Source organism: Spirillospora sp. CA-142024 (assembly GCF_050942325.1).
Taxonomy (GTDB): domain Bacteria; phylum Actinomycetota; class Actinomycetes; order Streptosporangiales; family Streptosporangiaceae; genus Spirillospora.
Window position 1 is genome coordinate 2307644 of record NZ_CP192077.1, and the last position, 22948, is coordinate 2330591.

General features: G+C 71.0%; 22 protein-coding genes. 15 read left to right on the plus strand and 7 right to left on the minus strand.

Translation table 11 applies throughout. The features are described 5' to 3' along the window. Positions 1 to 148 precede the first annotated feature (148 nt). Together ACQPZP_RS11150 and ACQPZP_RS11155 are read left to right on the plus strand one after the other, a co-directional pair. Positions 149 to 1990 carry a serine/threonine-protein kinase gene (locus ACQPZP_RS11150; protein ID WP_433477557.1) on the plus strand — a complete coding sequence of 614 codons (1842 nt, stop codon included), beginning with the start codon at positions 149 to 151 and terminating at the stop codon, positions 1988 to 1990. Positions 1991 to 2096: 106 nt separating this feature from the next. Beyond that, entirely contained in the window at positions 2097 to 3299 is a 1203-nt protein-coding gene (locus tag ACQPZP_RS11155) for a PP2C family protein-serine/threonine phosphatase (RefSeq protein WP_433477558.1), read from the plus strand. Here the strand turns inward: ACQPZP_RS11155 and ACQPZP_RS11160 are convergent, their stop codons facing one another. From ACQPZP_RS11160 to ACQPZP_RS11175, 4 genes are all read right to left on the minus strand, one after another. Then, complete coding sequence (locus tag ACQPZP_RS11160) at positions 3300 to 4274, minus strand: alpha/beta hydrolase (protein ID WP_433477559.1); 975 nt, start codon at positions 4272 to 4274, stop codon at positions 3300 to 3302. 210 nt (positions 4275 to 4484) lie between these two features. Continuing rightward, a complete protein-coding gene (locus ACQPZP_RS11165) occupies positions 4485 to 5801 on the minus strand; it encodes a hypothetical protein (protein ID WP_433477560.1) in 1317 nt (438 codons plus the stop codon). Next, positions 5798 to 6058 carry a hypothetical protein gene (locus ACQPZP_RS11170; protein ID WP_433477561.1) on the minus strand — a complete coding sequence of 87 codons (261 nt, stop codon included), beginning with the start codon at positions 6056 to 6058 and terminating at the stop codon, positions 5798 to 5800. Before ACQPZP_RS11170 ends, ACQPZP_RS11165 begins: the two co-directional genes overlap by 4 nt. Before the next feature lie 97 nt (positions 6059 to 6155). Further along, positions 6156 to 6440 carry a hypothetical protein gene (locus ACQPZP_RS11175; protein WP_433467673.1) on the minus strand — a complete coding sequence of 95 codons (285 nt, stop codon included), beginning with the start codon at positions 6438 to 6440 and terminating at the stop codon, positions 6156 to 6158. A 252-nt stretch (positions 6441 to 6692) separates the two neighbouring features. Between ACQPZP_RS11175 and ACQPZP_RS11180 the strand changes: the two genes are divergently transcribed. The 6 genes from ACQPZP_RS11180 (at position 6693) to ACQPZP_RS11205 (ending at position 12751) form a co-directional block, all read left to right on the plus strand. Next, a complete protein-coding gene (locus tag ACQPZP_RS11180; protein ID WP_433467674.1) occupies positions 6693 to 7229 on the plus strand; it encodes a ferritin-like domain-containing protein in 537 nt (178 codons plus the stop codon). 1 nt (position 7230) lies between these two features. Next, positions 7231 to 8199, plus strand: a complete 969-nt coding sequence (locus ACQPZP_RS11185) for a TIGR03557 family F420-dependent LLM class oxidoreductase (RefSeq protein WP_433477562.1) — start codon at positions 7231 to 7233, stop codon at positions 8197 to 8199. A 99-nt stretch (positions 8200 to 8298) separates the two neighbouring features. After that, the gene (locus tag ACQPZP_RS11190; protein ID WP_433477563.1) at positions 8299 to 9849 is read left to right on the plus strand and encodes an FAD-dependent oxidoreductase; all 1551 of its coding nucleotides are present in this window, start codon (positions 8299 to 8301) and stop codon (positions 9847 to 9849) included. A gap of 143 nt (positions 9850 to 9992) precedes the next feature. Beyond that, positions 9993 to 11243 (plus strand): alpha/beta hydrolase-fold protein, encoded by a 1251-nt coding sequence (locus ACQPZP_RS11195; RefSeq protein ID WP_433477564.1) that lies wholly within the window; start codon positions 9993 to 9995, stop codon positions 11241 to 11243. A gap of 38 nt (positions 11244 to 11281) precedes the next feature. After that, entirely contained in the window at positions 11282 to 11863 is a 582-nt protein-coding gene (locus ACQPZP_RS11200; protein ID WP_433477565.1) for a hypothetical protein, read from the plus strand. Positions 11864 to 11938: 75 nt separating this feature from the next. Continuing rightward, complete coding sequence (locus ACQPZP_RS11205) at positions 11939 to 12751, plus strand: VOC family protein (RefSeq protein WP_433477566.1); 813 nt, start codon at positions 11939 to 11941, stop codon at positions 12749 to 12751. Here ACQPZP_RS11205 and ACQPZP_RS11210 read toward each other — a convergent pair. Further along, on the minus strand, positions 12699 to 13400 hold the full coding sequence (locus tag ACQPZP_RS11210) for a TetR/AcrR family transcriptional regulator (RefSeq protein ID WP_433477567.1): 702 nt from the start codon (positions 13398 to 13400) through the stop codon (positions 12699 to 12701). The genes ACQPZP_RS11205 and ACQPZP_RS11210 overlap by 53 nt on opposite strands. Before the next feature lie 82 nt (positions 13401 to 13482). On the opposite strand from ACQPZP_RS11210, the gene ACQPZP_RS11215 reads away from it, so the two are divergent. From ACQPZP_RS11215 to ACQPZP_RS11235, 5 genes are all read left to right on the plus strand, one after another. Beyond that, positions 13483 to 14697, plus strand: coding sequence for a YncE family protein (locus ACQPZP_RS11215; protein WP_433477568.1), 1215 nt, complete (start codon positions 13483 to 13485; stop codon positions 14695 to 14697). Positions 14698 to 14856: 159 nt separating this feature from the next. Further along, a complete protein-coding gene (locus ACQPZP_RS11220; RefSeq protein ID WP_433477569.1) occupies positions 14857 to 15597 on the plus strand; it encodes a PIG-L deacetylase family protein in 741 nt (246 codons plus the stop codon). Next, on the plus strand, positions 15594 to 16289 hold the full coding sequence (locus tag ACQPZP_RS11225) for a 4-carboxy-4-hydroxy-2-oxoadipate aldolase/oxaloacetate decarboxylase (RefSeq protein WP_433477570.1): 696 nt from the start codon (positions 15594 to 15596) through the stop codon (positions 16287 to 16289). Before ACQPZP_RS11220 ends, ACQPZP_RS11225 begins: the two co-directional genes overlap by 4 nt. After that, positions 16286 to 17329 (plus strand): 4-oxalomesaconate tautomerase, encoded by a 1044-nt coding sequence (locus ACQPZP_RS11230; RefSeq protein WP_433477571.1) that lies wholly within the window; start codon positions 16286 to 16288, stop codon positions 17327 to 17329. Before ACQPZP_RS11225 ends, ACQPZP_RS11230 begins: the two co-directional genes overlap by 4 nt. Beyond that, positions 17326 to 18273 (plus strand): catechol 2,3-dioxygenase, encoded by a 948-nt coding sequence (locus tag ACQPZP_RS11235; RefSeq protein WP_433477572.1) that lies wholly within the window; start codon positions 17326 to 17328, stop codon positions 18271 to 18273. Before ACQPZP_RS11230 ends, ACQPZP_RS11235 begins: the two co-directional genes overlap by 4 nt. A 4-nt stretch (positions 18274 to 18277) precedes the next feature. Here the strand turns inward: ACQPZP_RS11235 and ACQPZP_RS11240 are convergent, their stop codons facing one another. Then, complete coding sequence (locus ACQPZP_RS11240) at positions 18278 to 19039, minus strand: DUF1932 domain-containing protein (RefSeq protein ID WP_433477573.1); 762 nt, start codon at positions 19037 to 19039, stop codon at positions 18278 to 18280. Positions 19040 to 19123: 84 nt separating this feature from the next. On the opposite strand from ACQPZP_RS11240, the gene ACQPZP_RS11245 reads away from it, so the two are divergent. Continuing rightward, a complete protein-coding gene (locus ACQPZP_RS11245; protein WP_433477574.1) occupies positions 19124 to 19744 on the plus strand; it encodes a GntR family transcriptional regulator in 621 nt (206 codons plus the stop codon). Between the two features lie 109 nt (positions 19745 to 19853). Next, positions 19854 to 21875, plus strand: a complete 2022-nt coding sequence (fusA, locus tag ACQPZP_RS11250; RefSeq protein ID WP_433477575.1) for an elongation factor G — start codon at positions 19854 to 19856, stop codon at positions 21873 to 21875. A gap of 39 nt (positions 21876 to 21914) precedes the next feature. On the opposite strand, the gene ACQPZP_RS11255 is transcribed toward fusA, so the two are convergent. After that, the gene (locus tag ACQPZP_RS11255) at positions 21915 to 22838 is read right to left on the minus strand and encodes a LysR family transcriptional regulator (RefSeq protein WP_433477576.1); all 924 of its coding nucleotides are present in this window, start codon (positions 22836 to 22838) and stop codon (positions 21915 to 21917) included. Positions 22839 to 22948 lie beyond the last annotated feature (110 nt).

Genomic DNA, 22948 nt, shown 5'->3' on the forward strand with positions numbered 1-22948 from the left:
GAACGGTCCCGGGCCGGAGCCCGCGCCGACGGCGATGTGTCCCATCTCACCGCGCGGCCCTCCCGGGCCCCGGCCACGCCGGGGCTGGCGCTGGTCCGCACCTTGCGCGAACCTTTCGGTACGCAGCGGCGTCACCGTCCTGTGAAGCGTGATCGAGGAGCGGCGGGAGCACGGGATGGAATGGCGGCTGACGGGGTTCACCGAGGACCGTGAGCTCGGGCGCGGGGCGCAGGGACGGGTGGTCCTGGCCCACCACGACGAGTCCGGGACACCGGTCGCGATCAAGTACCTCGCCGGCGGGGACACCGCGGCGGTCGCGGGGCTGCGGGCCGAGGCGCAGATGCTCGGCCGGCTGACCAGCCCGTACGTGGCGCGCCTCTTCCAGTTCGTGGAGAGCGAGCAGGGCGCCGCGATCGTGATGGAGGCGGTCAACGGCGTGTCCCTCAAGGAGGTGCTGCTCGAGCACGGCGCGCTGACGCCGGAGGCGGCGCTGCTCGTCCTGAAGGGGTCGCTGCTCGGGCTCGCGGCGGCGCACGCCGTCGGGGTCGTCCACCGCGACTACAAGCCCGCGAACGTCGTGGTGCGCTCCGACGGGCTCAGCAAGCTGGTCGACTTCGGCGTCGCCGTTCTCGCCGGAGAGGGGTCGTTCGCGGGCACCCCCGTGTACATGGCGCCGGAGCAGTGGCGCGGCGAGCCCGCGACCCCCGCCACCGACGTGTACGCCGCGACCTGCGTGTTCATGGAATGCGTCACCGGGCGGCGGCCGTTCACGACGTCCGAGCGCGCGGTCCTGATGAACCAGCACCTCAGCGCCCCGGTCGAGGTCCAGGACGTGCCCGAGCCGCTGCGCACGCTCGTCCTGCAGGGGATGGCCAAGGACCCGGGGGAGCGGCCGCCCGGCGCGGCGGCGTTCGTGACGTGGCTCGAATCGACCGCCGTCGCCGCCTACGGGAGCGACTGGGAGCAGCGCGGCGTCCGCGCGCTTGCCGCCGCCGCGGTCGCCCTGGCCGCGCTGTTCCCGCTGGGGGCGCTCGCCGTCACCCCGGGCGCGTCCGCGGCGGCGGGTGCGGGCGGCGCGGGCGCCGTGGGCGCCTCCGGAGCCGGCGCCGGGGGCGCCGGGTCGGGCGCCGGGACGGCCGGAACGGCCGTCGGCAAGGGCTTCCTCGCCACGGCGGCCGGCAAGGGGACGATGGCCGTCGCCGGCACCGCCGTGGTCGCCGCGACGGCGGGCGGGGCCGTCTACGCCGTCCAGGACCACAAGTCGCCGCCGCCCGCCCCGGTCGCCGTCGTGAAGCTCGTCTCCGACAACCGGACGCTCACCAACCCGGCGATCCAGATCCAGAACGCGCAGTACCCGACGGTCAGCGGGCTGAAGAACCCGGCGCTGGAACGCCGGATCAACGCCGAACTGCGCGGGCCCCTGGACCGCCTCATCGCGATGGCGAAGGGGAGCAAGGCCAACTGCCAGGGCAAACCCATCAAGGTGGGCACGGAGACAAGGCTCGGACTGCGCGGCCCGCGGCTGGTGTCCGTCCGCTACTTCATGCTCTCCGACTGGTGCCAGCAGGCGGACGGGTCGCCCGGAGGCGAGGTCATCACCGTGGACCTGCGCACCGGCCGCAGGCTCACCGCCGGCGACGTCTTCCTGCCCGGGACGCTCACGGCCGGCGGCCTGGCCCGGCTGCAGACGCTCATGAAGCAGCACCCGTTCCAGCAAGGCCAGCGGCAGTGGACCGACTGCTCACCCGACGGGCGGTTCGAACCGGCCGACTTCTCCCCCCGCAAGGGCGGCATCGGTGGAGCCGAGTACGATCCGCCCCGCCTGAGCGCGTTCTTCACACCTGGGGAGTTCCAGCTCTCCTACCTGGCCGCCGGCAGTGACGGCTGCGGCGACCTGGACTTCGGCGCCTCCTATGCGAGCGTCCGGGCCCTGCTGAAGCCCGAGATCGCCGCGATGCTGCCCAAGACGCCGTCCCCGGCCCGCTCCTAGCATCGGCGGCCGTCCGACATATCGGGGGACGTACCGGGTAGGCCCGTGACCTGGAGATACCGCGACGGGGCCCGAGAAAGCGCCGAGACCGTGGGGCGGCGAGCCGATGCTGAGAGAGTTGCTGGCGGCCAGCCATCTGATGTCGATGGAGCAACTGCCGGACGCGGTGGCCGGTCCCGCCGCGAAGGCGGGCCTCCAGGACGTGGTGATCTACGTCGTGGACCTGCAGCAGACGGTGCTCCGGCTGCTGCCGGGCAGGGGGCCGGACGCCGGGACCGAGGCGGAGCTCAAGATCGACAGGACCGTGGCGGGCCGCGCGTTCCAGACCGTGCGGCCGGTGCTCGGCCAGGTGTTCGACGACGGGACCTGCCAGTACTGGGCGCCGATCCTCGACGGCACCGAGCGGATCGGCGTGCTCCGGGTCACCATCCGCCGGGAGGACGAGAACGCCCGGCGGGAGACCGGGTGTCTCGCGAGCCTGGTGGCACTGATGATCGTCAGCAAGAGGCCGTACAGCGACGGCTACGCGCGGCTGGTGCGGACCCGCGAGATGAGCGTGTCGGCCGAGATGCAGTGGCGGATGATGCCGCCGCTGACCTTCGCCAACGACCAGGTGGCGATCGGCGCGGCCCTGGAGCCGGCGTACCGGCTCGGCGGCGACGCCTTCGACTACGCCCTGGCCGGCGACATCGTCCATCTCAGCGTGTTCGACGCGATGGGCCACGACACCGCGGCCGGCCTGACGTCCAACCTGGCCGTCGCCACGGGGCGCAACAGCCGGTTGCAGGGAACGGTCCTCAGGGACGTGGGGCGGCGGATCGAGGAGGTGCTGCTGGAGCGCGACACGTCCGGCCGGTTCGTCACCGCCGTGCTGGCGGACCTGAACCTGCGGACCGGCATGTTCTCCTGGGTCCTGCACGGACATCCCGCGCCGGTGGTCATCCGCGGAGGGCGGTGGGTGACCACGTTCCAATGCGAGCCGGGCCACCCGCTCGGCACCGATCTCGGAGTCCCGGCCAGGGTCTGCGCGGAGCAGCTCGAACCGGGCGATCGCGTCCTGCTCTACACCGACGGCATCGTGGAGGCCCGGGACCCGGAGAAGGCGGAGTTCGGCCTCGACCGGTTCGTCGACTTCATCATCCGCCACAACGCCGCCGGGCTGCCCGTCCCCGAGACGCTGCGGCGTCTCATCCACAGCATCCTGGGGCACCACGCGGGACGCCTGGACGACGACGCGACCGTTCTCGTCCTCGAATGGCACGGGACGTCCGCGCGCACGGACGCGGAGCAGGCGGTGCGGCAGACCTGATCAGCCCCGCACGCCGAGGGCGTCCATGAGCATCGGGTACGCCTCGTGCAGGTCGCGCTGCCAGTACGGCCAGTCGTGCTGCCCGTCGAAGAACCGGGCGGTCACCGGGATGCCGAGGGCGTGCAGCCGGTCCACGAACGCGTGCGCGTGGTCGTTCGCCGCGGCCTCCACCGGGTCGGTGATCGGCAGCCCGCCGAGGGACCCGGGCCTGCCGTTGCCGCTCGCCACCCACAGCCGGACGCCGCGCAGCCGCCCGGCGAGATCGGTCGGGTTGTGCGCGTGCCAGATCGCGGCCTGCTCGTCGGGGTCGCCCCACACCCGCCGCCAGTCGGTGCCGGGGCAGGCGAAGGACGGCCCCCAGCCGGTCGAGCTGTCGCCCGGCCGGTGGTCGTGCAGGGTGTCCACGTATCCGCTGAAGGCCGCCGCGGCCTCGAACATCCCGGGGAAACGGGCCGCGTAGAGCATGGCGCCGAGCCCGCCCATGGAATTTCCGGCGATCACGCGTTCGCTCCCGGCGCGGTAGTCCCGTTCGAGAATGCGCAGGAGTTCGGTCATGTGGAACGTCTCCCAGCGCGGCGATCCGCCGTGCCCGTAGTTCCACCAGTCGGAGTAGTTGCCGCAGCGGCCGCCGTCCGGCATCACGACGATGACGCCGCTGCGGGCGGTGAGCTCGGCGACGTCGGTGTCGCGCGTCCAGGCGGTGTAGTCGTCGACGCCGCCGTGCAGCAGCCACAGCGTGGGCCAGGTGCGGACGGCGTGCCGCGACCAGCCGGACGGGAGCAGCAGGCGCACCTTCTCGCGGCCTTCCATGGCCGGTGAGGCGATGGTGAGATCCACGGTCCGGGACGCGACGGCCGTCTCGGCGACGACCTCGGCGCGGGCCTCGGCGGACGCCGTGGAGCGATCCGCGAACACGAGGGGGAGGAGCAGCACGAAGGCCCCCAGCCATGCGGCGGGGGTGATGCGACGGAGCAACGCGGGGCCTTCCGGGAACACCGGCCATGGGCGGGCCGGCCCTCGAAAAGGGGGAGCGCCGTAATACGGCCATTCTCTCCCTACACCGCGTGGATCCCCGTTCGCGGACCCTTCGAAGCGTTACCGTAAAAGTTTATAAAATGCATTTCCGGGAGTATGAGAACGCGCCGGGTGCCGTTGTGCGGCACCCGGCGCGTCCGAGCGTGAGGGTCAGGCCCCGGGCGCGGCCTCCTGGACGGGCGCGTTCACGTAGCGCACGGCCCGCCGCACCAGCTGACGGCCCACGCTGTACAGGATGAACGCCACGCCGATCAGCGGGAGCACGAGCAGGACGATCTGCAGCCCGGAGGTGACCAGCGTGAGCGGGCCCGCCCCGTCCGCGGCGGCGGACGCGAGCCTGCGCATCATCCCCCAGTCCTTGGCCACCAGGGCGGGGACCTGCGTGATGATGAGCCCGAGCTGGAACACCAGCAGCGGGATCACCGTCAGCACCCAGAACGTGACGAAGATCTGCGGCCAGCGCTTCAGGTCGTCCAGCCGGACGTCGGCGGGGCGCCGCAGCAGGGTGCGGCGCAGGATCGGCCCGATGTACTTGAACAGATCCGGGATGCCGATCAGGTCCGACATGATGTAGTACCCGTCGAACCGCAGCGTCGGCAGCAACTGCTGCATCATCTCAAGATTGACGTAAAGGACGGCGGCGAGCAGCGGCTCGAATCCCGTCTGCAGGTACAGCAGGGTCAACGCGACGACGAAGATGGCGTTGAAGTAGACGCCCGCGAGGTCGGTGCGGAGCCGCCCCGCCCGCCCGAGCCGGTACGACTCGGTGATGTCGGTGTAGAAGGCGGGCCACACGAGATAGATGCCGCAGCCCATGACGCCCGGACGGACGCCGCCGTACCGGCAGGCCGTGGCGTGCCCGATCTCGTGGAACGCGCACGACGCGATTCCGAGGGCCATGACCAGCAGGATGCTGACCGGGGTGAGGATCGCGAACGACAGCGCGTCCGCGATCGACCGGGAGGTGAGGATCCACCCCTCGCTGACCACGAACGCGGCGATCATGAGGACCATCACCGGGGGGCGGAACAGCCAGGAGAACAGGCCGCCGAGCACCCACGTCACCGACTCGGGGAACACGGCGAGTTTGAACTTCAGCCCCAGGAACGGGTCGGCCCTGACGACGGGCGGCGCGGAGCCGTCGCTGTAGGTGGTGACGCCGAGCGGGGCGAGCTTGCGGTCCACCAGATAGACGATCTGCTCGGCGGACAGCCTCGCGCCGGCCTCCTGGCTGACGGCGTCGGCGACGGTGTCGAGCGCTGTGACGGTGTCCTGCGTTGCGGTCAGGTCCCGGTGCTCGTGCAGCGTCCTGACGACCAGGAACAGCAGCGGCGGCAGCCGGACGAGCTGCCGGTTGGGCAGGCAGACGAGCTGCGGCGGTTCGCGGTAGCCGGAGTTCTTGAACTCGCCGACGAGCTCGGCGCCCTCGACGAGGGAGGGCAGGGTGAGGGCGGCGGGCGCGGTCATGAGTCGTGGGTGATCACCACGGCGGGCACGCACGTCATCGTGGAGTGCGGCGCCTCGGCGAGCAGGCCGGTACCGAGCAGCCCGGTGGTGCCGGCGGACTGCGTCGCCTGGCAGGCGTAGTACACCTCGGACTGGCCGTCGTGGCCGCGGTGTCCGCCGCCCATGACGGCGGACAGCAGGAGCCGCCGCGGCAGGACCTCCGCGGTCAGCCGGTCGAGCTCCGCGTAGGTGAGGTGTCGTGGGTTGGAAGCGCTCATTTGTTCGCTTTCACGTTTGGTGGAAGGGGGAAGGGCTGGCGAGAGACCGCCAGCCCTTCCGATCACGGGCCGAAGCCCGCGGTTACATGCGCTCGGCTCAGTGGCCGGAGATCGCGGTGCTCGGCGTGCAGGTGAGCGAGCTGGCGTCGTTCTGCGCGTGCAGACCGATGAGCTGCAGCAGGCCGCTGTCGGCGCGGGTCTGCTGGCTCTGGCAGGTGCTCACGACCGCGGTGGTGCCGTCGCCGTGGCCGCCGCCGTGGTTCAGGTTGAGGTTGTCGTTGTCGTTGCCGCCGTTGGCCACGAGCAGGGTGGACAGCACGGCGCGCTCCGGCAGAACCTCGCCGGCCAGCTTGTCCAGTTCGGTGTAGCTGAAGGACTTCATGTGGTTCCTTTTCTTCCTTGTCACGCCCGGATCTCAAGGTGGATACCGGATGTCCCTTCCCCCGCTCCAGGTCGAAGCGAGGTAGCTCTACGTATAGCAGATGTGACGGACCGTGGCCAAGTGTGGGTTGATCAGCGGTTCCTTCGCGCCGCATCCGCCGGGCCCTCCACCGGGGGCCTCCGCCGGGGCCCGGACGCATGAGCGGCCCCTGCTGGGTAGGAGGGCTACGTCCGCGCTGATCAGGAGGAGAGCATGGCCGGCAACAGCTTCAGCATCGACGTCGCGGCGATCCGGGACCGGGCCCGCCAGAAGATGACCGACGGCCCGGTGACCGAGGGCTACCGCAGGAGCGCCGAGGAGGTCATCGGCGTCCTCAACGACGTCCTCGCAACCGAGATCGTCTGCTGGATGCGGTACTCGCGGCACGCGATCAGCGCGACTGGGATCGACCGCGCGCAGGTCGCGGCGGAGTTCGGCGAGCACGCGGACGAGGAGCGCGACCACGCGATGCGCGCCGCGGAGCGCATCAGCCAGCTCGGCGGCGACCCCGACTTCGACCCGAAGACGATCGCCGAACGCGCCCACACCACCTACGAGACCTTCGACGACAACGACCTGAAGGGCATGCTCCGGGAGAACCTCGTCGCCGAACGGATCGTCATCGAGTCCTACCAGGAGATCATCCGGTGGCTCGGCGACGGCGACGTCACCACGCGCCGGCTGATGGAGCAGATCCTCGCCGAGGAGGAAGAGCACGCCGACGACCTCATGGACCTGCTGGGGAACTGACATGGAGTTCGGATACACGCTGCTCTGCGAGCAGACACCGCCCAAACAGCTCGTCACCGACCTCGTCGAGGCGGAGGAGGCCGGGTTCGGCTACTCGGTCATCTCCGACCACTACTTCCCGTGGCTGGAGAGCCAGGGCCACTCCGCCTACGCCTGGTCGGTGCTCGGCGCGCTCGCGCAGGCCACCCACCGCATCCCGCTGATGACGTTCGTGACCTGCCCGATCATGCGGTACCACCCGGCCGTGGTGGCGCAGAAGGCGGCCACGATGGGCGTGCTGTCGGACGGCCGGTTCACGCTCGGCCTCGGCTCGGGGGAGAACCTCAACGAGCACGTCGTCGGGCGCGGCTGGCCGTCGGTGGACGTCCGGCACGAGATGTTCACCGAGGCCGTCGAGATCATCCGCGCGCTGTTCTCCGGCGACTACGTCAACTACCGGGGCCGGCACTTCGGCGTCGACTCCGCGAAGCTGTACGACCTGCCGTCCGAGCCCGTCCGGATCGGCATGGCCGCCTACGGCACGCGCGCCGGGCGGCTCGCCGCCGAGCACGCCGACCTGCTCATCTCCGACCAGCCCGTCGCGGACACCGTCGGCGTCTTCCGGGACGGCGGCGGAGCCGGGAAGCCCGTCTACGGGCAGATCTCCGTCTCGTACGGCGACGACCACGACGAGTGCAAGGAACGCGCGCACCGGGTCTGGAAGTTCTCCGCGTCGGCGTGGAAGGTGATGGCGGAGCTTCCCGGGCCGGTGAACTTCGAGGCCGCGACGAAGACCGTCCGCCCCGACGACGTCGCCGAGTCCGTCCCGTGCGGGAACAACGTGGAGGACTACCTCCGGGCCGTCCAGCAGTGGGCGGACGCGGGCTTCACCCACATCTCGTTCTGCCAGTCCGGGCCGGACCACCAGAAGGACTTCCGGACGTGGGCCGAGGCGGATCTGCTCCCCGCCCTCCGCGAACGCTTCGGCTGACACCGCCGGCGTCATCGCAGTGTCACTGGCCGACTACACACGGGGTGGGGTGGGAAGGGTTCTGCGCGTATCTTTCTGAGGCGCGGAGGCGTTGGCCGTATGAGTGAGATCTCGGCGCTGCCCAGCACGGTCGTCCGGTGTGGTGACAAGCGGTATCCGGCGCTGAGCCGCGGGTTCAACCAGCGGTGGATCGCCGAGCCGGAGTACGTGCGGCTGGTGCGGACGCCCGAGGAGGCGCGGGCCGCGCTCGCCGAGGCGGTGCGCGAGAAGCCGGCGGACCCGGCCCGGACGCGGATCACCGTGAAGTCCGGCGGGCACTGCTACGAGGACTTCGTCTGCGGCGACGACGTGCGGGTGATCCTGGACGTCAGCCCGATGTGCGGCGTGTTCTATGACAGCGCGATGCGGGCGTACTGCATGGAGGCCGGGGCGACGAACCGGCACGTCTACAACCATCTGTATCCGGTCAGCGGCAAGGCGCTGCCGGGTGGTTCGTGCTACTCGGTGGGGCTCGGCGGCCACGTTCCGGCGGGCGGGTTCGGGCTGCTGTCGCGGCAGCACGGGCTCACCGTCGACTACCTCTATGCGGTCGAGGTCGCGGTCGTCGACAAGCACGGGAACGTCAAGCTCGTGGTGGCGAAACGCGACTCCAGGGACCAGGTGCTCCGCGACCTGTGGTGGGCGCACACCGGAGGCGGTGGCGGGAACTTCGGGCTCGTCACCCGGTTCTGGTTCCGGGGGCTGCCGCAGCCGCCGGAACACGTCCTGCTGTCCGGGCTGGCGTGGGACTGGAAGGACTTCACCAAGGACGAGTTCGCCACGCTCGTGAGGTCCTACGGGGAGTACTTCCGCGACCACCAGAATCCGTCCACCGCGGCCGGGAAACTGTTCGCGATGCTGAATCTCAACCACGTCAGCAACGAGCAGATCGGGCTCCTCGCGCAGGTGGACGCCGACGACCCGGACGGGCCGCAGGCGATGACCGACTTCGTCGCCGCGCTCGACGGGCGGATCGGCCCGGCGGCGACGAGGATGCGGTCGGCGATGGGCGAGCACTTCGTGCACATGGACATTCCGCGCGCGATGCCGTGGCTGACCGCGACCCAGGCGCTGAACTCCGGCGGCGAGATCCGCTGCGGAAAGTACAAGTCCGCCTACCTGCGGAAACCGTTCACCGATCAGCAGATCAATGCGATGTGGGCGTATCTCGGCAAAGAGAAGTACACCGACTACGTGAACAAACAGGCGCTCATCCAGGTCGACTCGTACGGCGGCGCCGTCAACAAGCCGCTGCGTCAGACGGCGTCGCGGCAGCGCGATTCCATTCTGAAACTGCAGTACCAGGTGTACTGGACGCGGAATGACGCCCACGAGGACACGCACATCGCCTGGATCCGCGACATCTACAAGGCGACGTTCGCCGCGACCGGCGGAGTGCCCGTCGCGGACGGCGACACCACGGACGGCTGCTACATCGGCTATCCCGACGCCGATCTGAACGACGGACGCTGGAACGGGTCCGGCCAGTCGTGGGAGACCCTCTATTACAAGGACGCCTACGCGAAACTCCAGGAGGTCAAACGGCACTGGGACCCGCGCGATGTGTTCCGGCACGCCCAGTCGATCCGTTCCGGGAAGGCGAAAAAGTAGTACGGGTCCGGTAGCGCAGAGTCACGGATCATCTCGCCTTTATTGCATTCGATGCCAATACTTGCGGGTGTGACGTCCGGGACAGTAGTTTCGTCGGGCGAACGGAGCGTCGGGCCGGGGCGGCCCGGGCGGCTGGGGAGTCCATGAAAAAGCGTACCGACCGGAAGATCGCCATCTTCGGATCCGCGGCGGCGGCCGTGCTCCTGCCCGCCGTCATGGTCGGGCTCGCGCAGGCGGGCGTGGGCGTGCCGAAGGGCAGGTCGGAGGCTTCCGGCAACTCCAAGCCGATCCCCTCGTTCGGCCCCGCGACGCAGCCGTCGGCGCCCGGCGCGACGTCCGCGTCGCCGACGAAGTCGCCGAGCGCGGCGAAGCTCCCGAACGTCCCGCTGAACAGCAACCCGTTCGGCACGGGCGGGTCGCCGAGCTCCACCGACCCCGACACCGACACCGGCAGCCACGGCAAGAAGCCGCACATGCCCGGCGGTGGCGTGTCCGGCAAGTACGCCAAGGCGCCGGACGGCGCCGCCATCACCGGCGTCAAGAAGGTCGGCTCGCGGATCTTCGACGTGACGATCGCCTCGCCGGCGCTGGGCGCGGCGGTGAAGACCCGGGTGATGGTGCCGAAGAGCTGGAAGTCCAACACCAGCAAGACGTGGCCGACCGTGTACGCCTACCACGGCGGCAACAACAACTACACGTCCTGGACGAAGGACTCGAACATCGAGCAGGTCGCCGGCCCGTACAACGCGATGGTCGTGATGCCCGAGGGCGGCTCCAACGGGTCGTACACCGACTGGTACAACGGCGGGAAGGGCGGCATCCCCGAGTGGGAGACCTTCCACATCCGCGAGGTCATCCCGCTGATGGAGCGCAACTTCCACGCGGGATCGGTGCGCGCCGCGATCGGCCTGTCGTCCGGCGGGCAGGGCGCCATCACCTACGCCGAACGGCACCGCCTGTTCAAGTACGCCGCGTCCTACAGCGGCGCCCTCAACATCACCGCCCCCGGCATGCCGCTCATCCTGACCTCGGTGAACCGGCAGGCGGGCACCGCCATCTGGGGCGACCCGATCACCGCGCGCGGGAACTGGCGGGCGCACGACGCGACCGTCATGGTGTCCAAGCTGAAGGGCATCGGCGTCTACGTCTCGTCCGGCAACGGTCAGCCCGGCCCCTACGACAACCCGAACACCCCGCCGCAGGACGCGGGACGCATCGGCGAGATGCTGGCCGGGACGATGAACGACAACTTCGTCGCGGCCGCGAAGAGGGCGGGCGTCCCGGTCACGTCCCACCTGTACGGGCCCGGCATGCACAACTGGAAGTACTGGCGCGTCGAGCTGTCCCGCAGCTGGCCCGCCATCGCCAAGGCCATCGGCGCCCGCAAGTCCTGACCCGGCGCCGTCGCGGGCGCCCGGTAGCGTGACCGGGGATGAAGGGATTCGCGCGGCGGGAGTTCCAGCTCGTGCTGCTCCGCCGGATGGCCGACTACCAGCCGGGTCTCGTCGAGGACGCGATGCGGTCGCTCGGTGCGTCCCGCACGGAGATGCGGAGCGTCAACGCGCGCTGGCAGCGCATCGTGCGGTCCCGGACGTTCCCGCGGGGACGGCGCCGTTACGAGACCGTCCTCGGCCCGCCCGCCGCCGTCGAGGAGCGGCCGATCGGTGACGTCGCCTGCGAGGTGGCGTGGTGGCCGCCGCTGCCGCTCTGGCCCGGCCTGCGCTTCGAGATCATGATGGGGCCGGACGGCGCGGTCCTGCACGAGTGGCTCGTCCGGGACGACGGCGTCCCCGTGCCGCGGTTGGAGAGCGTCCACGACCTCGTCCCCTGGTCCTGCGTCGTCGGGGACGTCGACGAGCGGTTCGGCGCCGTCGCGCACCAGGACGACGGCGAGGTGCCGAGCCGCTGGCACGCGACTCTCACCGGGCCGGACGGGGCCGCCTGCACCGCCCATTTCGTCTGGGGTCTCCTGCAGACCGTGGTGAGCGTCCGCGCAGGTCGAACGTTTGGGTGATCTTGGTGATTTGCGTGGCCGTAGATTGCGTCCGCGTCCTTAGCGTGGTGGTATGCGAGCTTCGAGGATCCGGCGATGCCCGAGGTGACCGCACACGCCCCCGGCTACCCGACATGGGCCGAACTGGCCAGCCCTGACGTGCGCGCGTCCAAGCGCTTCTACTGCGAAGTGTTCGGCTGGTACGCCTACACGCTGACCGGTTCGCTCGGCGAGTACTACGTCTTCACCCTGCGGGACGTCGGGGGCCCGGCGGTCGCCGGCATGCAGCCGCTCGCGGACGACTCCATGCAGCCGACCTGGACCTGCTACTTCCGGACCGACGACATGGAGGCCACGCTGGAGACCGTGCGCGCGATGGGGGGCCAGGAGCTGAGCGAACCCACCGACGCCGCCAACCTCGGGCGGATGGCCCACTGCTGCGACCCGGAGGGCGCCGACTTCGCGCTCTGGCTGCCGTACGACTTCCAGGGCGCCGATGTCGTCGACGAACCGTCCGCCATGTGCTGGGTCGAACTCGCAGCCCACGACATCGAGGGCGCCCGCCGCTTCTACGGCGCCGTCTTCGGCTGGAAGGCCGTGGACCGCTCCTACTACACGCCCACGTACACCAACTGGAAGATCGGTGACTGGACCGTGGCGGGCATGGTCCCCCTGGAGGAGTTGGGGTCGGCCGACTTCGAGGCCCACTGGGTGCCGTTCTTCTGGGTGTCCGACTGCGATGCCACCGCGGCGCGGGCCGCGGACCTGGGAGCGCGCATCCATTTTCCGCCGACCGACATCAAACCCGGCCGGTTCGCCGTCATGACCGACCCCGCCGGAGCACGCCTCGGCATCGTCACCCCGGTGCGTGAAGCCGGCCGAGGAGCATCAGGACGAGCTCGTCGATGACCTCGTCGAGGGTCGCGTCGACCCAGCCGGCGCTCCAGTCGTGCAGTAGTCCGTTGATGCTGCCGATGAACGCGGTGGCGGCGATCCGGTAGTCGCGGTCGGCGATCTCGCCGCGCCCGGCGGCGGCGGCCGCCTCGGCGCAGATGAACTCGACCCACCGGGCGCGGCGGGTGAGCCGCTGCCGGTCCATCCGCGGGCTGACGCCGACGATCTCGACGAACGCGATCCGGATCCGGGCCCGGTCGCCGGTGATGCTGGCGGCGTAGGCGCGGAAGAGGCGGGCCGTGCGCTCGGCCAGGCCGAGGCCCTCGACGGACGGGAGCGCGGCGACGACGTCGCGTTCGGCCGCGTCGTTGACCTCCAGGTGCAGCTCGGCGAGCAGGTCCTCCAGGGTGCTGAACTCCTCGTAGAACTGGCGGGTGGACAGCCCCGCCGCCTCGCTCAGCGCGGCCACGGTGGTGCCCCGGTAGCCGGGTCCGCGGCCGAACATCTCCAGCCCGGCGTCCAGGAACCGGCGGCGGCGCTCGGCGCGCCGCTCGGCCGCGGACCGGCCGCCGTACCTGCCGGTCGGTGTCGCGCGCCTGCCCGCCACGTCGTTCCCTCCGCTCGCCCGGACGGCATTTTCCCGCAACTGGGCCTTGTGCCGCACACCACCCTGGCTTACTGTCCAGTAACCACAAGGTTGAACACGGCCGTTTTCAAACTGGAGACCCCACCCCCAGGAGGACGACATGCCTTCCAGAAGTCTCCGGAGGCGTACCGCGCTGCTCGGCTGCGCCGTCCTGGCGGCGACCGCGATGACCGCGATGACCGGTGCCGTGCCCGCCAAGGCCGCCGCGCTCCGGGACGTCATGGCCGTCGGCAACGGCCAGGGCGGCACCGTCAGCTTCATCGACACCGGCACCTACGCGAACCTCGGCTCCATCAACGTCGTCCCCGACCTGCAGGAACGCCTGGACGCGATGACGCCCGCCGAGCGCATCGGCTACGAGGCCGTCAACGCCGCGCAGGGCTACCGCAAGCTCGTCGACGACATGGCCGTGTCACCGGACGGCGCCACCATCTACGTGTCCAGGGGCGCGCTGTCGGACGCCGTCGCGTTCGACATCGCCACGAAGCGGATGCTGTGGCGGCACAAGACCGAGGGGTTCAAGGCCGACCACGCCGCCCTCTCCCCGGACGGGAAACGGTTCGTCGTCAGCGCCACCACCGCGAGCAAGGCCGAGGTCATCGACACCGCCACCGGGTCGCTGGAAGCGAGTTTCGCCACCGGCACGTACCCGCACGCCAACGACTACTCGCCGGACGGCCGGATCCTCTACAACTCCAGCATCGGCATCACCTCTCTACCGAAACTCCTCAACGCGCTGAAAGGGTCGAAGGCCGTGACGGCGGTGGACGCGGCGACCTTCAAGCCGCTGCGCACCTACACCTTCGACTACGGGATCCGCCCGGCGGTGTTCACGCGCGACAACAAGACGATGTACGCGCAGCTGTCCTACCTCAACGGATTCATCGAGTACGACCTGACCGCGGGGAAGACCACACGGACGGTGCAGATGCCGTTCAGCGACAAGGCCGCCAAGATGAAGCCGGACGACTACCCGCAGAACTCCGCGCACCACGGCATGGCCATGAACGCCGACGAGACCAAGCTGTGCATGGCGGGGACGATCGACGACTACGTCTCCATCGTGTCCCGTCCCGGCCTGACCACGGACGGCACCGTCCACTACGCCACCGACGCCCTGCCGTACTGGACGCAGACGAGCCCGAACGGCCACGACTGCTTCGTCTCGCTGGCCGAGGACGACCAGATCTCCGTGATCGACTACCGGACGGCCAAGGAGGTCGCCCGCATCGACGTCGGCCGCTTCCCGCAACGGGAACGCGCCGCCAAGCTCACCCCCACGGCCGTGGCTTCGCTAGACCCCGCCAAGGGGTAACCACCCCGCCAAGGAGTAACCCCCCGGACCGGCCACCGCGCGGCTCGTCACATCCCCCGCCGAGCCGCGCGGTGGCTTCCGTGTTCGACGCCCGCACCCGCCGCCCTAATGTTTGCAGAATTGTTGACAATTTGGGTTACAAGGCTGGAGGGTGGGGCCATGAGTACTTCTGCCCCGCCCAGCCCCCTGCTCGTCGTGAGCGCCCATGCGGGCGACTTCGTGTGGCGCGCCGCCGGCGCGATCGCCCTGGCAGCCTCGCGCGGTGACCGGGCGAAGGTCGTGTGCCTGAGCTACGGCGAGCGCGGCGAGTCGGCCCGCGCCTGGCGGGAGGGCAGGGGCCTGGAGGAGATCAAGGAGCTGCGGCGGGGCGAGGCGGAGGCCGCGGCGGCGGAACTGGGCGCCGAGATCGAGTTCCTGGACGCCGGTGACTACCCCCTGCGCGAGACGCCCGAGCTGGTCGACCGTCTCGTCCGGGTGTACCGGGAGTTCGAGCCGGCCGTCGTCCTGACGCACACGCTCGCCGACCCGTACAACGGCGACCATCCGGCCGCCGCGCGGATGGCGTTGCAGGCGAGGGTGCTCGCACAGGCCATCGGGTACGAGGCGCCGGGCGAGCCGCTGGGCGCCCCGCCGGTGTTCTTCTTCGAGCCGCACCAGCCGGAGCAGTGCGACTTCAAACCGGACGTCCTGCTGGACATCACGCCGGTGTTCGAGCGCAAGCGCAAGGCGATGGAGCGCCTTCCGGCGCAGGTGCACATGTGGGACTACTACACCGATCTGGCGAAGCGGCGGGGCGTCCAGCTGAAGCGGAACGCGGGCCCGAACCTGGGCCTGCCGCACGACACGATGGCCGAGGCGTACGTCCGGCTGTACCCGCAGACGACGGGGGTGCTGGCGTGAGGACGGTCGTCGTCACGAACCCTCCGCGGGCCGAGGCCGCCGCGCTGGACGAGCTGGGCGCGTACGGGGTCGCGACCGTCCACGAGGCGACCGGACGCACGGGGTATCTCGGCCCGTCCCTGCGCCCGGTGCAGACGGGGACGCGGATCGCCGGCTCCGCCGTGACGGTGCTGTCCTGGCCGGGCGACAACCTGATGATCCACGTCGCGGTCGAGCAGTGCCGTCCGGGCGACGTGCTGGTGGTGACGACCACGTCGCCGTCCACCGACGGGATGTTCGGCGAGCTGTTCGCGACCGCGCTGCAGTACCGGGGAGTGCGCGGGCTCGTCATCGACGCCGGGGTGCGGGACGTCGCCGACCTGCGCGCGATGGGCTTCCCCGTGTGGTCGGCGGCCGTCAGCGCGCAGGGGACGGTGAAGGCGACACCGGGCGCGGTGAACGTCCCGGTGACGATCGGCGGGCAGCTGATCCGGCCGGGCGACGCGATCCTCGCCGACGAGGACGGGGTGATGTGCGTCCCGCGCGCGTCGGTCCGGGAGGCCGCCGGCGCCGCCCGCGCCCGCGAGGAGAAGGAGGCCGCCACCCGGGCGGCGTTCCGGAAGGGCGAACTCGGCCTCGACCGGTACGGGCTGCGGGACCGGCTGCCCGGGATGGGCATCGAGTACGTCGAGTACGGCGAGTACGACGCGTGAACGGCGTGCGCTGCATGCTGATGCGCGGCGGGACGTCCAAGGGGGCCTACTTCCTGGCCGGGGACCTGCCGTCCGCCGCCACCGAGCGCGACGGCCTGCTGCTGCGGATAATGGGCAGCCCGGACCCCCGGCAGATCGACGGGATCGGCGGGGCGCACCCGCTGACGAGCAAGGTCGCGGTCGTGTCGGCGAGCGCCGACGGCGCCTCCGACATCGACTACCTGTTCCTGCAGCTCGGCGTGGAGGAGGCGACGGTCTCCGACCGGCAGAACTGCGGGAACCTGCTCGCGGGCGTCGGCCCGTTCGCGGTCGAGCGCGGCCTGGTCGCGGCGAAGCCGGACGAGACGAGCGTCCGGATCAGGATGCTCAACTCCGGAGGCGTCGCGACCGCGACGTTCCCGACGCCCGGGGGAGCCGTCGGCTACGAGGGCGCCACCGAGATCTCCGGGGTGCCCGGCACGGCCGCACGGATCGACCTCGACTTGGCGGGGACGGAAGGGGCGTCCTGCGGGGCGCTGCTGCCCACCGGGCGTCTCCGCGATGTGATCGACGGCGTCGAGGTCACGTGCGTCGACAACGGGATGCCGGTCGTGGTCGCCGCCGCGTCCTCGTTCGGCGTCACCGGGTACGAGACCGACCTGTCCCATCTGCGGGACAGGATCCGGTCGCTGCGGCTCCAGGCCGGTGAGCTGATGGGCCTCGGCGACGTCTCGGCGTCCTCGGTGCCCAAGACGACGCTGGTCGCGCCGCCCCGCGGCGGCGGGACGCTCTGCACCCGCACCTTCATCCCGCTGCGCATGCACACCTCGATCGGCGTGCTCGGCGCCGTCACCGTCGCTACCGCCGCGCTGATCGGCGGCGCCGTCGGCCACGACCTCGCCGAGCTTCCGCCGCCCGGCGCGCCGATGAGCATCGAGCACCCCACCGGACGACTCGACGTGGCGGTCGAGCTCGACGGCACGACCGTCCGGCGCGCCGGAGTCGTCCGGACGGCCCGCAAACTCTTCGACGGCACCGTCTTCCCCCGGAGTTCCCTGTGACCATCAAGCACGAGATCGCGCACGTCGGGCACGTCGAGCTGCTGACACCCGAACCGGACCGGAGCCTGTGGTTCTTCACCCGCGTCATGGGCCTCACCGAGGTCGGCGCCGAGGGCGACTCGGTGTACCTGCGGACGTGGGACGACTACGAGCACCACACCCTCAAGCTCACCGCGCACAGCACGTCCGGAATCCGCCGGACCGGCCTGCGCGCGTCCTCGCAGGAGGCGCTGGACCGGCGCGTCGCGGCGATCGAGGCGGCCGGGCTCGGCATCGGCTGGCGGGACGGCGACCCCGGCATCGGCCCGACCTACGTCTTCCGCGACCCCGACGGACACGAGCTGGAGATCTACTGGGAGTCGGAGTGGTACCAGGCGCCGCCCGAGCTGGCGCCGGCCCTGAAGAACCAGGCACAGGCTTACCCGGCGCTCGGCGTCTGCGTCCGCCGCCTCGACCACGTCAACTTCCTGGCCGCCGAGGTCGAGCCCAGCACCGATCTCCTGCGGGACGTCCTGGGCGGGCACCCCACCGAGCAGATCCGGCTGGACGACGGCATCATCGCCGGGCGCTGGGTCACCTTCACCAACAAGTCCTACGACCTCGTCTACACCCGCGACCGGACGCGCAGCAACGGCCGCCTGCACCACATCGCGTTCGCCACCGACACCCGTGAGGACATCCTCCGCGCCGCCGACATCTTCCTCGACAACGGCGTCTTCATCGAGACGGGACCGCACAAGCACGCCATCCAGCAGACGTTCTTCCTCTACGTCTACGAGCCGGGCGGCAACCGCGTCGAGCTGTGCAACCCGTGCGCCCGGCTGGTCCTCGCGCCCGACTGGAAGACGATCACCTGGACGGAGGCGGAACGCGCCAAGGGGCAGGCATGGGGGCTGAGGACCATCGAGTCGTTCCACACCCACGGAACCCCGCCGGTCGGCTGACAGGTCAGCCGGAGAGGCGCCTCAGCAGGTCGCGGCTGGCGGCGGCCATCGCCGGCGGGACGTCCAGCTCGTCCAGCATGGTCGCCGCCGCCTCCATCTCGGCGGCGCGGCGGACGGCGTGCTTGTACGTCCCGCCGACGAGCCGGTCCACGGTGTGCTCACCGGCCGCAGCCAGCTCGGCGACGATGTTCTCGCGCAGCCAGTCCTCGCAGCCCGCCGCCCGCGCGGCCTCCAGCGCCTCTACCACCGAGCCGGCCAGCCCTTTGAAGAACACGCTGCGGAGCAGTTTGCGTCCGGCGGCCACGCCGGCCTCCGCGTCCAGCACGTCGATCTCCGCACCGGACGGGGTGAGGATCGCGGCGACGTCGCGGGCGCCCTCCCCGCAGGCGAGCATCGGCGTGCGCAGCCCGCGGCCCGGCACCGGCGCCATGATCGCCACGTCCGCGAACCGGACGCCGCCCTGCCCCGCGATCGCGTCCAGCTCCCGTTTCAACCCCGGCGACCCGGTGTTCAGATCGGCCCACACGACGCCGTCCCCGACCCCGCCGATCCCGGCCTTCAGCGCCGCAACCGCGTCGTGCGCGCTGTTGACGCTGAGCACGAGACCGGCGCCGTCCGCGGCCTCCGCCTCGCTCCCGGCCTGGACCATCCCGCCGGACGCCGCGACGGCCGGATCGTATCCGCGCACCACCGCTCCCGCCGCGACGAGGTCGCGCGCGATCGCGCCGCCCGCCTCACCGAGCCCCAGTACGGCGACAACCGCCATATCGTCCCTCCTCCGCGACCGGGATGCCCCTGCCACGGGCTACCCTAGATCAGCGACAAAATTGGCGACAATCTGGGGGAGTCTGTGAGCGACGTGGTGGCCGGGATCCGGGAGGCGATCCTGACCGGCGAGTTCGTCCCGAACCAGCGGCTGATCGAGGCCGACCTGTCCGAGCGGTTCGGCGCGAGCCGCGCCGGGGTCCGCGCGGCCATCGTCGAACTGGCCAACGAGGGCCTCATCGAGCGCGTCCAGAACCGCGGCGCGCGCGTCCGCGCCGTCTCGCTCACGGAGGCCGTCGAGATCTCCGAGGTCCGGATGGTGATCGAGGGCCTGTGCGCCGCCAAGGCCGCCGAGCGCGCCACCCCGTCCGACATCGCCGGCCTCCAGGCGATCGGCGAGGAGATGCGCGCCGCCGTCTCCTCCGGCGACGTCATGGGGTACTCCCGGCTGAACGAGCGCCTCCACGGCCGCGTCCGCGAGATCAGCGGTCAGGGGACCGCCTCCGGCGTCCTCGAACGCCTGCGCGCCCAGAACGTCCGCCACCAGTTCCGGCTGGCCATGCACCCGGGCCGCCCCCAGGTCTCCCTCCCGCAGCACCTGGAGATCATCGACGCCATAGCGGCGCACGACCCGCCCGCCGCCGAACGGGCCGCCCGGGCCCACCTCCAGAGCGTCATCCGGACCCTCCGCGAGATCGCCACGTAGCCGGAAAACCCGTCGCGGTCCTCCCCTTCCCCCCGTTACCGTCACCTTGCCGTTAAGGGACGATCTTGTCCGGCGGCGGTCGTCATCAGAGAGATGAGGAGGATCCCCGATGACAACCTCGACCCTTGCACTGACCAAGGTCCGCAACATCGGGATCATGGCGCACATCGACGCCGGTAAGACGACGACCGCCGAGCGGATCCTCTTCTTCACCGGTGTGTCGCACCGGATCGGCGAGGTGCACGACGGGAACACCGCGCTCGACTACACCAAGCAGGAACGCGACCGGGGCATCACCATCACGTCGGCCGCCACGACATGCCATTGGGCCGTCAACGGCGCCGAGCACACGATCAATCTGATCGATACGCCGGGGCACGTCGACTTCACCATCGAGGTCGAGCGGTGCCTGCGGGTGCTCGACGGGGCCGTGGCCGTGTTCGACGGTGTCGCGGGCGTCGAGCCGCAGTCGGAGACGGTGTGGCGGCAGGCCGACCGTTACGGCGTGCCGCGGATCTGCTTCGTGAACAAGCTCGACCGGGCCGGCGCCGACTTCCTGCGGTGCGTGGACATGATCCGGGAACGGCTCGGGGCCGTTCCGCTGGTGACGCAGCTGCCGATCGGGGCCGAGGCCGGGTTCGCGGGCGTCGTCGACCTCGTGTCCGGGCGCGCGCACGTCTGGTCGGACGACCGCTACGCGGTCACGGACGTCCCGTCCGGCATGGCCGAGGACGTCCGCCGATGGCGGGCCGCGCTCGTCGAGACGGTCGCCGAGCACGACGAGGAGGTCATGGAGCTGTACCTGGGCGGTGCGGAGCCGTCGCAGGAGCAGCTGCACGCGGCGATCCGGCGGCTCACGGTCGCGTCCGCCGTCACCCCGGTGCTCTGCGGCAGCGCGTTCAAGAACAAGGGCGTCCAGCCCTTGCTGGACGCGGTCGTGCGGTACCTGCCGTCGCCGCTGGACGTCGCCGACGTGCGGGACGACGCGCCGCTGGCCGCGCTCGCGTTCAAGATCATGAGCGAACGGCATCTGGGCCGGCTCACCTTCGTCCGGATCTACTCCGGGCGGCTGGAGTCGGGCGCGCCGGTGCTGAACAGCGTCAAGTCGAGGAAGGAGCGGATCGGCAAGATCTATCGCATCCACGCGGACACGCGGGAGGAGATCGAGTCGGCGGGCGCGGGCGACATCGTCGCCGTCATGGGCCTGAAGCAGACCACCACCGGCGAGACGCTGTGCGACGACGCCCATCCCGTGATCCTGGAGTCCATGGACTTCCCGGCCCCGGTCATCGAGGTCGCGATCGAGCCGAGGTCCAAGGGCGACATGGAGAAGCTGAGCGTCGCCATCCAGCGGCTCTCGGAGGAGGACCCGTCGTTCCAGGTCCACGACGAGAACGGGCAGACCGTCATCGGCGGCATGGGCGAACTCCACCTGGAGATCCTCATCGACCGGATGAAGGAGGAGTTCCGCGTCGAGGCGAACGTCGGCCGGCCGCGCGTCGCCTACCGGGAGACGGTCCGGTCGGCGGTGGAGCGGGTCGACGTCACGCACCGCAAGCAGACCGGAGGCAAGGGCCAGTTCGCGAAGGTTCAGATCTCCCTCGAACCCATCGAGGACGGGTACGAGTTCGTCAACCGGGTCACCGGCGGGCGGATCCCGAAGGAGTTCATCCCGTCCGTGGACGCGGGCTGCCAGGAGGCGATGCAGACCGGCGTCCTCGCCGGGCACGAGATGACGGGCGTACGGGTCACCCTGCTGGACGGTGACTTCCACCCCATCGACTCGTCCGAGCTCGCCTTCAAGATCGCCGGCTCGCTGGCGTTCCGGGAGGCGGTCCGCCGCGCGTCCCCGGTGCTGCTCGAACCGGTGATGACCGTCGAGGTCACCACCCCCGAGGAGTACCTCGGCTCGGTGATCGGCGATCTGAACGCCCGCCGGGGCCGGATCGAGGGGACGGGCGAACGCGCGGGCGCGTGGATCGTCCAGGCCCTCGTCCCGCTGTCGGAGATGTTCGGCTATGTCGGGCACCTCCGCGGCATGACGTCCGGCCGCGGCGTCTTCACCATGCAGTTCGCCGCCTACGCGGAGGTCCCGGCGCAGGTCGCCGAGAAGATCATCGCCGCGGGCTGATCGGGGGTACCGGGGCCGCATGACACCGTGCGGCCCCGGTCAGCTCCAGATGGTCACGTAGACCGGCGGCCGGAAGCGGGACGGGGGAACACCCGAGCCGGGGGAGCGCATGATGTGCAGCGCCTCGGCGGTCGCCAGGAACCGGCGGAACGCGCCCGCCAGCGGCGGGCGCCGGTCGGGGGCGAGCGTCGTGGCGTGCCAGCCGATCTCCACCGGGGTCACCGGGGTGGAGATGACGCGCAGCTCGCCGCGCTGGACGCGGGGCGCCACCAGGTGGGCGAGCGCGATCGCCAGCCCGTCGCCGTCGGCGGCGGCCGCCCACGCCGCGGTCTGGTTGGGGTAGACGCGGATCCGGTCCTCCGGGACCTTCAGGCGGCGCAGCAGCGCCGCGGTCTCGCTGGACGGGTCGGTGCCGGACGGGTCGACCAGCCACAACGGGTGCGGCGCGGGAGCGGTGCCCACGGCGACGAGCCCGGCGCGGAAGACCGGCTCGCTGACGAGACCCTGGTCGCCGGAGATCCGGGGGCCGAGCGCGACGTCGGCGAGGCGGTTGTGCAGCAGGACGGGCATCTCCCGTCCGGACACCACGCCCGCGCTGCCGTCGACCTTGCGCGCCGAACGGGCCGCGAACGCGTCCAGCAGGGGGGTCGCGACGAACTCGGCGATGGCGGGGACGGCCACGACGCGCAGCGCCTCGGGCGCGCCCCGCGCCGCGCGGACGGCGCTCTCGGCCTCCGCGCCGAGCACCACCATCTGCGACGCGATCGGGAGGAGGCGGGCGCCGCCCTCGGTCAGCGTCATCCCGTCCGGCCCCCGGACGAGCAGCGGGTCGCCCAGATGCCGCCGCAGCGCGGTGAGCGCCTGCGACACGGCGGGCTCGCTCACGTTCAGGGCGCGCGCCGCCTCCTTCACCGACCCGAGCCGGGCGATGAGGACGAACGCGCCGAGCTGCGTGAGCGTCATGACTCCAGTGTGAGCGCTCGGACGAGCGTCGTTAAGCCTTCGCTTATCCGGCTGTTGTGCCCGCGGGCGGGCGGCGTGAGAATCTCGCCAAACCCGACTTGAGGGGGCAC

Excerpts from the sequence above, each read along its gene's own strand:
- ACQPZP_RS11155 (WP_433477558.1), top strand. The coding sequence starts at position 2,097 with ATGCTGAGAGAGTTGCTGGCGGCCAGCCATCTGATGTCGATGGAGCAA.
- ACQPZP_RS11220 (WP_433477569.1), top strand. The coding sequence starts at position 14,857 with ATGAGTACTTCTGCCCCGCCCAGCCCCCTGCTCGTCGTGAGCGCCCAT.
- ACQPZP_RS11175 (WP_433467673.1), bottom strand. The coding sequence starts at position 6,440 with ATGAAGTCCTTCAGCTACACCGAACTGGACAAGCTGGCCGGCGAGGTT.
- ACQPZP_RS11255 (WP_433477576.1), bottom strand. The coding sequence starts at position 22,838 with ATGACGCTCACGCAGCTCGGCGCGTTCGTCCTCATCGCCCGGCTCGGG.
- ACQPZP_RS11215 (WP_433477568.1), top strand. The coding sequence starts at position 13,483 with ATGCCTTCCAGAAGTCTCCGGAGGCGTACCGCGCTGCTCGGCTGCGCC.
- fusA (WP_433477575.1), top strand. The coding sequence starts at position 19,854 with ATGACAACCTCGACCCTTGCACTGACCAAGGTCCGCAACATCGGGATC.
- ACQPZP_RS11190 (WP_433477563.1), top strand. The coding sequence starts at position 8,299 with ATGAGTGAGATCTCGGCGCTGCCCAGCACGGTCGTCCGGTGTGGTGAC.
- ACQPZP_RS11165 (WP_433477560.1), bottom strand. The coding sequence starts at position 5,801 with ATGACCGCGCCCGCCGCCCTCACCCTGCCCTCCCTCGTCGAGGGCGCC.
- ACQPZP_RS11200 (WP_433477565.1), top strand. The coding sequence starts at position 11,282 with ATGAAGGGATTCGCGCGGCGGGAGTTCCAGCTCGTGCTGCTCCGCCGG.
- ACQPZP_RS11205 (WP_433477566.1), top strand. The coding sequence starts at position 11,939 with ATGCCCGAGGTGACCGCACACGCCCCCGGCTACCCGACATGGGCCGAA.
- ACQPZP_RS11240 (WP_433477573.1), bottom strand. The coding sequence starts at position 19,039 with ATGGCGGTTGTCGCCGTACTGGGGCTCGGTGAGGCGGGCGGCGCGATC.
- ACQPZP_RS11195 (WP_433477564.1), top strand. The coding sequence starts at position 9,993 with ATGAAAAAGCGTACCGACCGGAAGATCGCCATCTTCGGATCCGCGGCG.
- ACQPZP_RS11170 (WP_433477561.1), bottom strand. The coding sequence starts at position 6,058 with ATGAGCGCTTCCAACCCACGACACCTCACCTACGCGGAGCTCGACCGG.
- ACQPZP_RS11185 (WP_433477562.1), top strand. The coding sequence starts at position 7,231 with ATGGAGTTCGGATACACGCTGCTCTGCGAGCAGACACCGCCCAAACAG.
- ACQPZP_RS11180 (WP_433467674.1), top strand. The coding sequence starts at position 6,693 with ATGGCCGGCAACAGCTTCAGCATCGACGTCGCGGCGATCCGGGACCGG.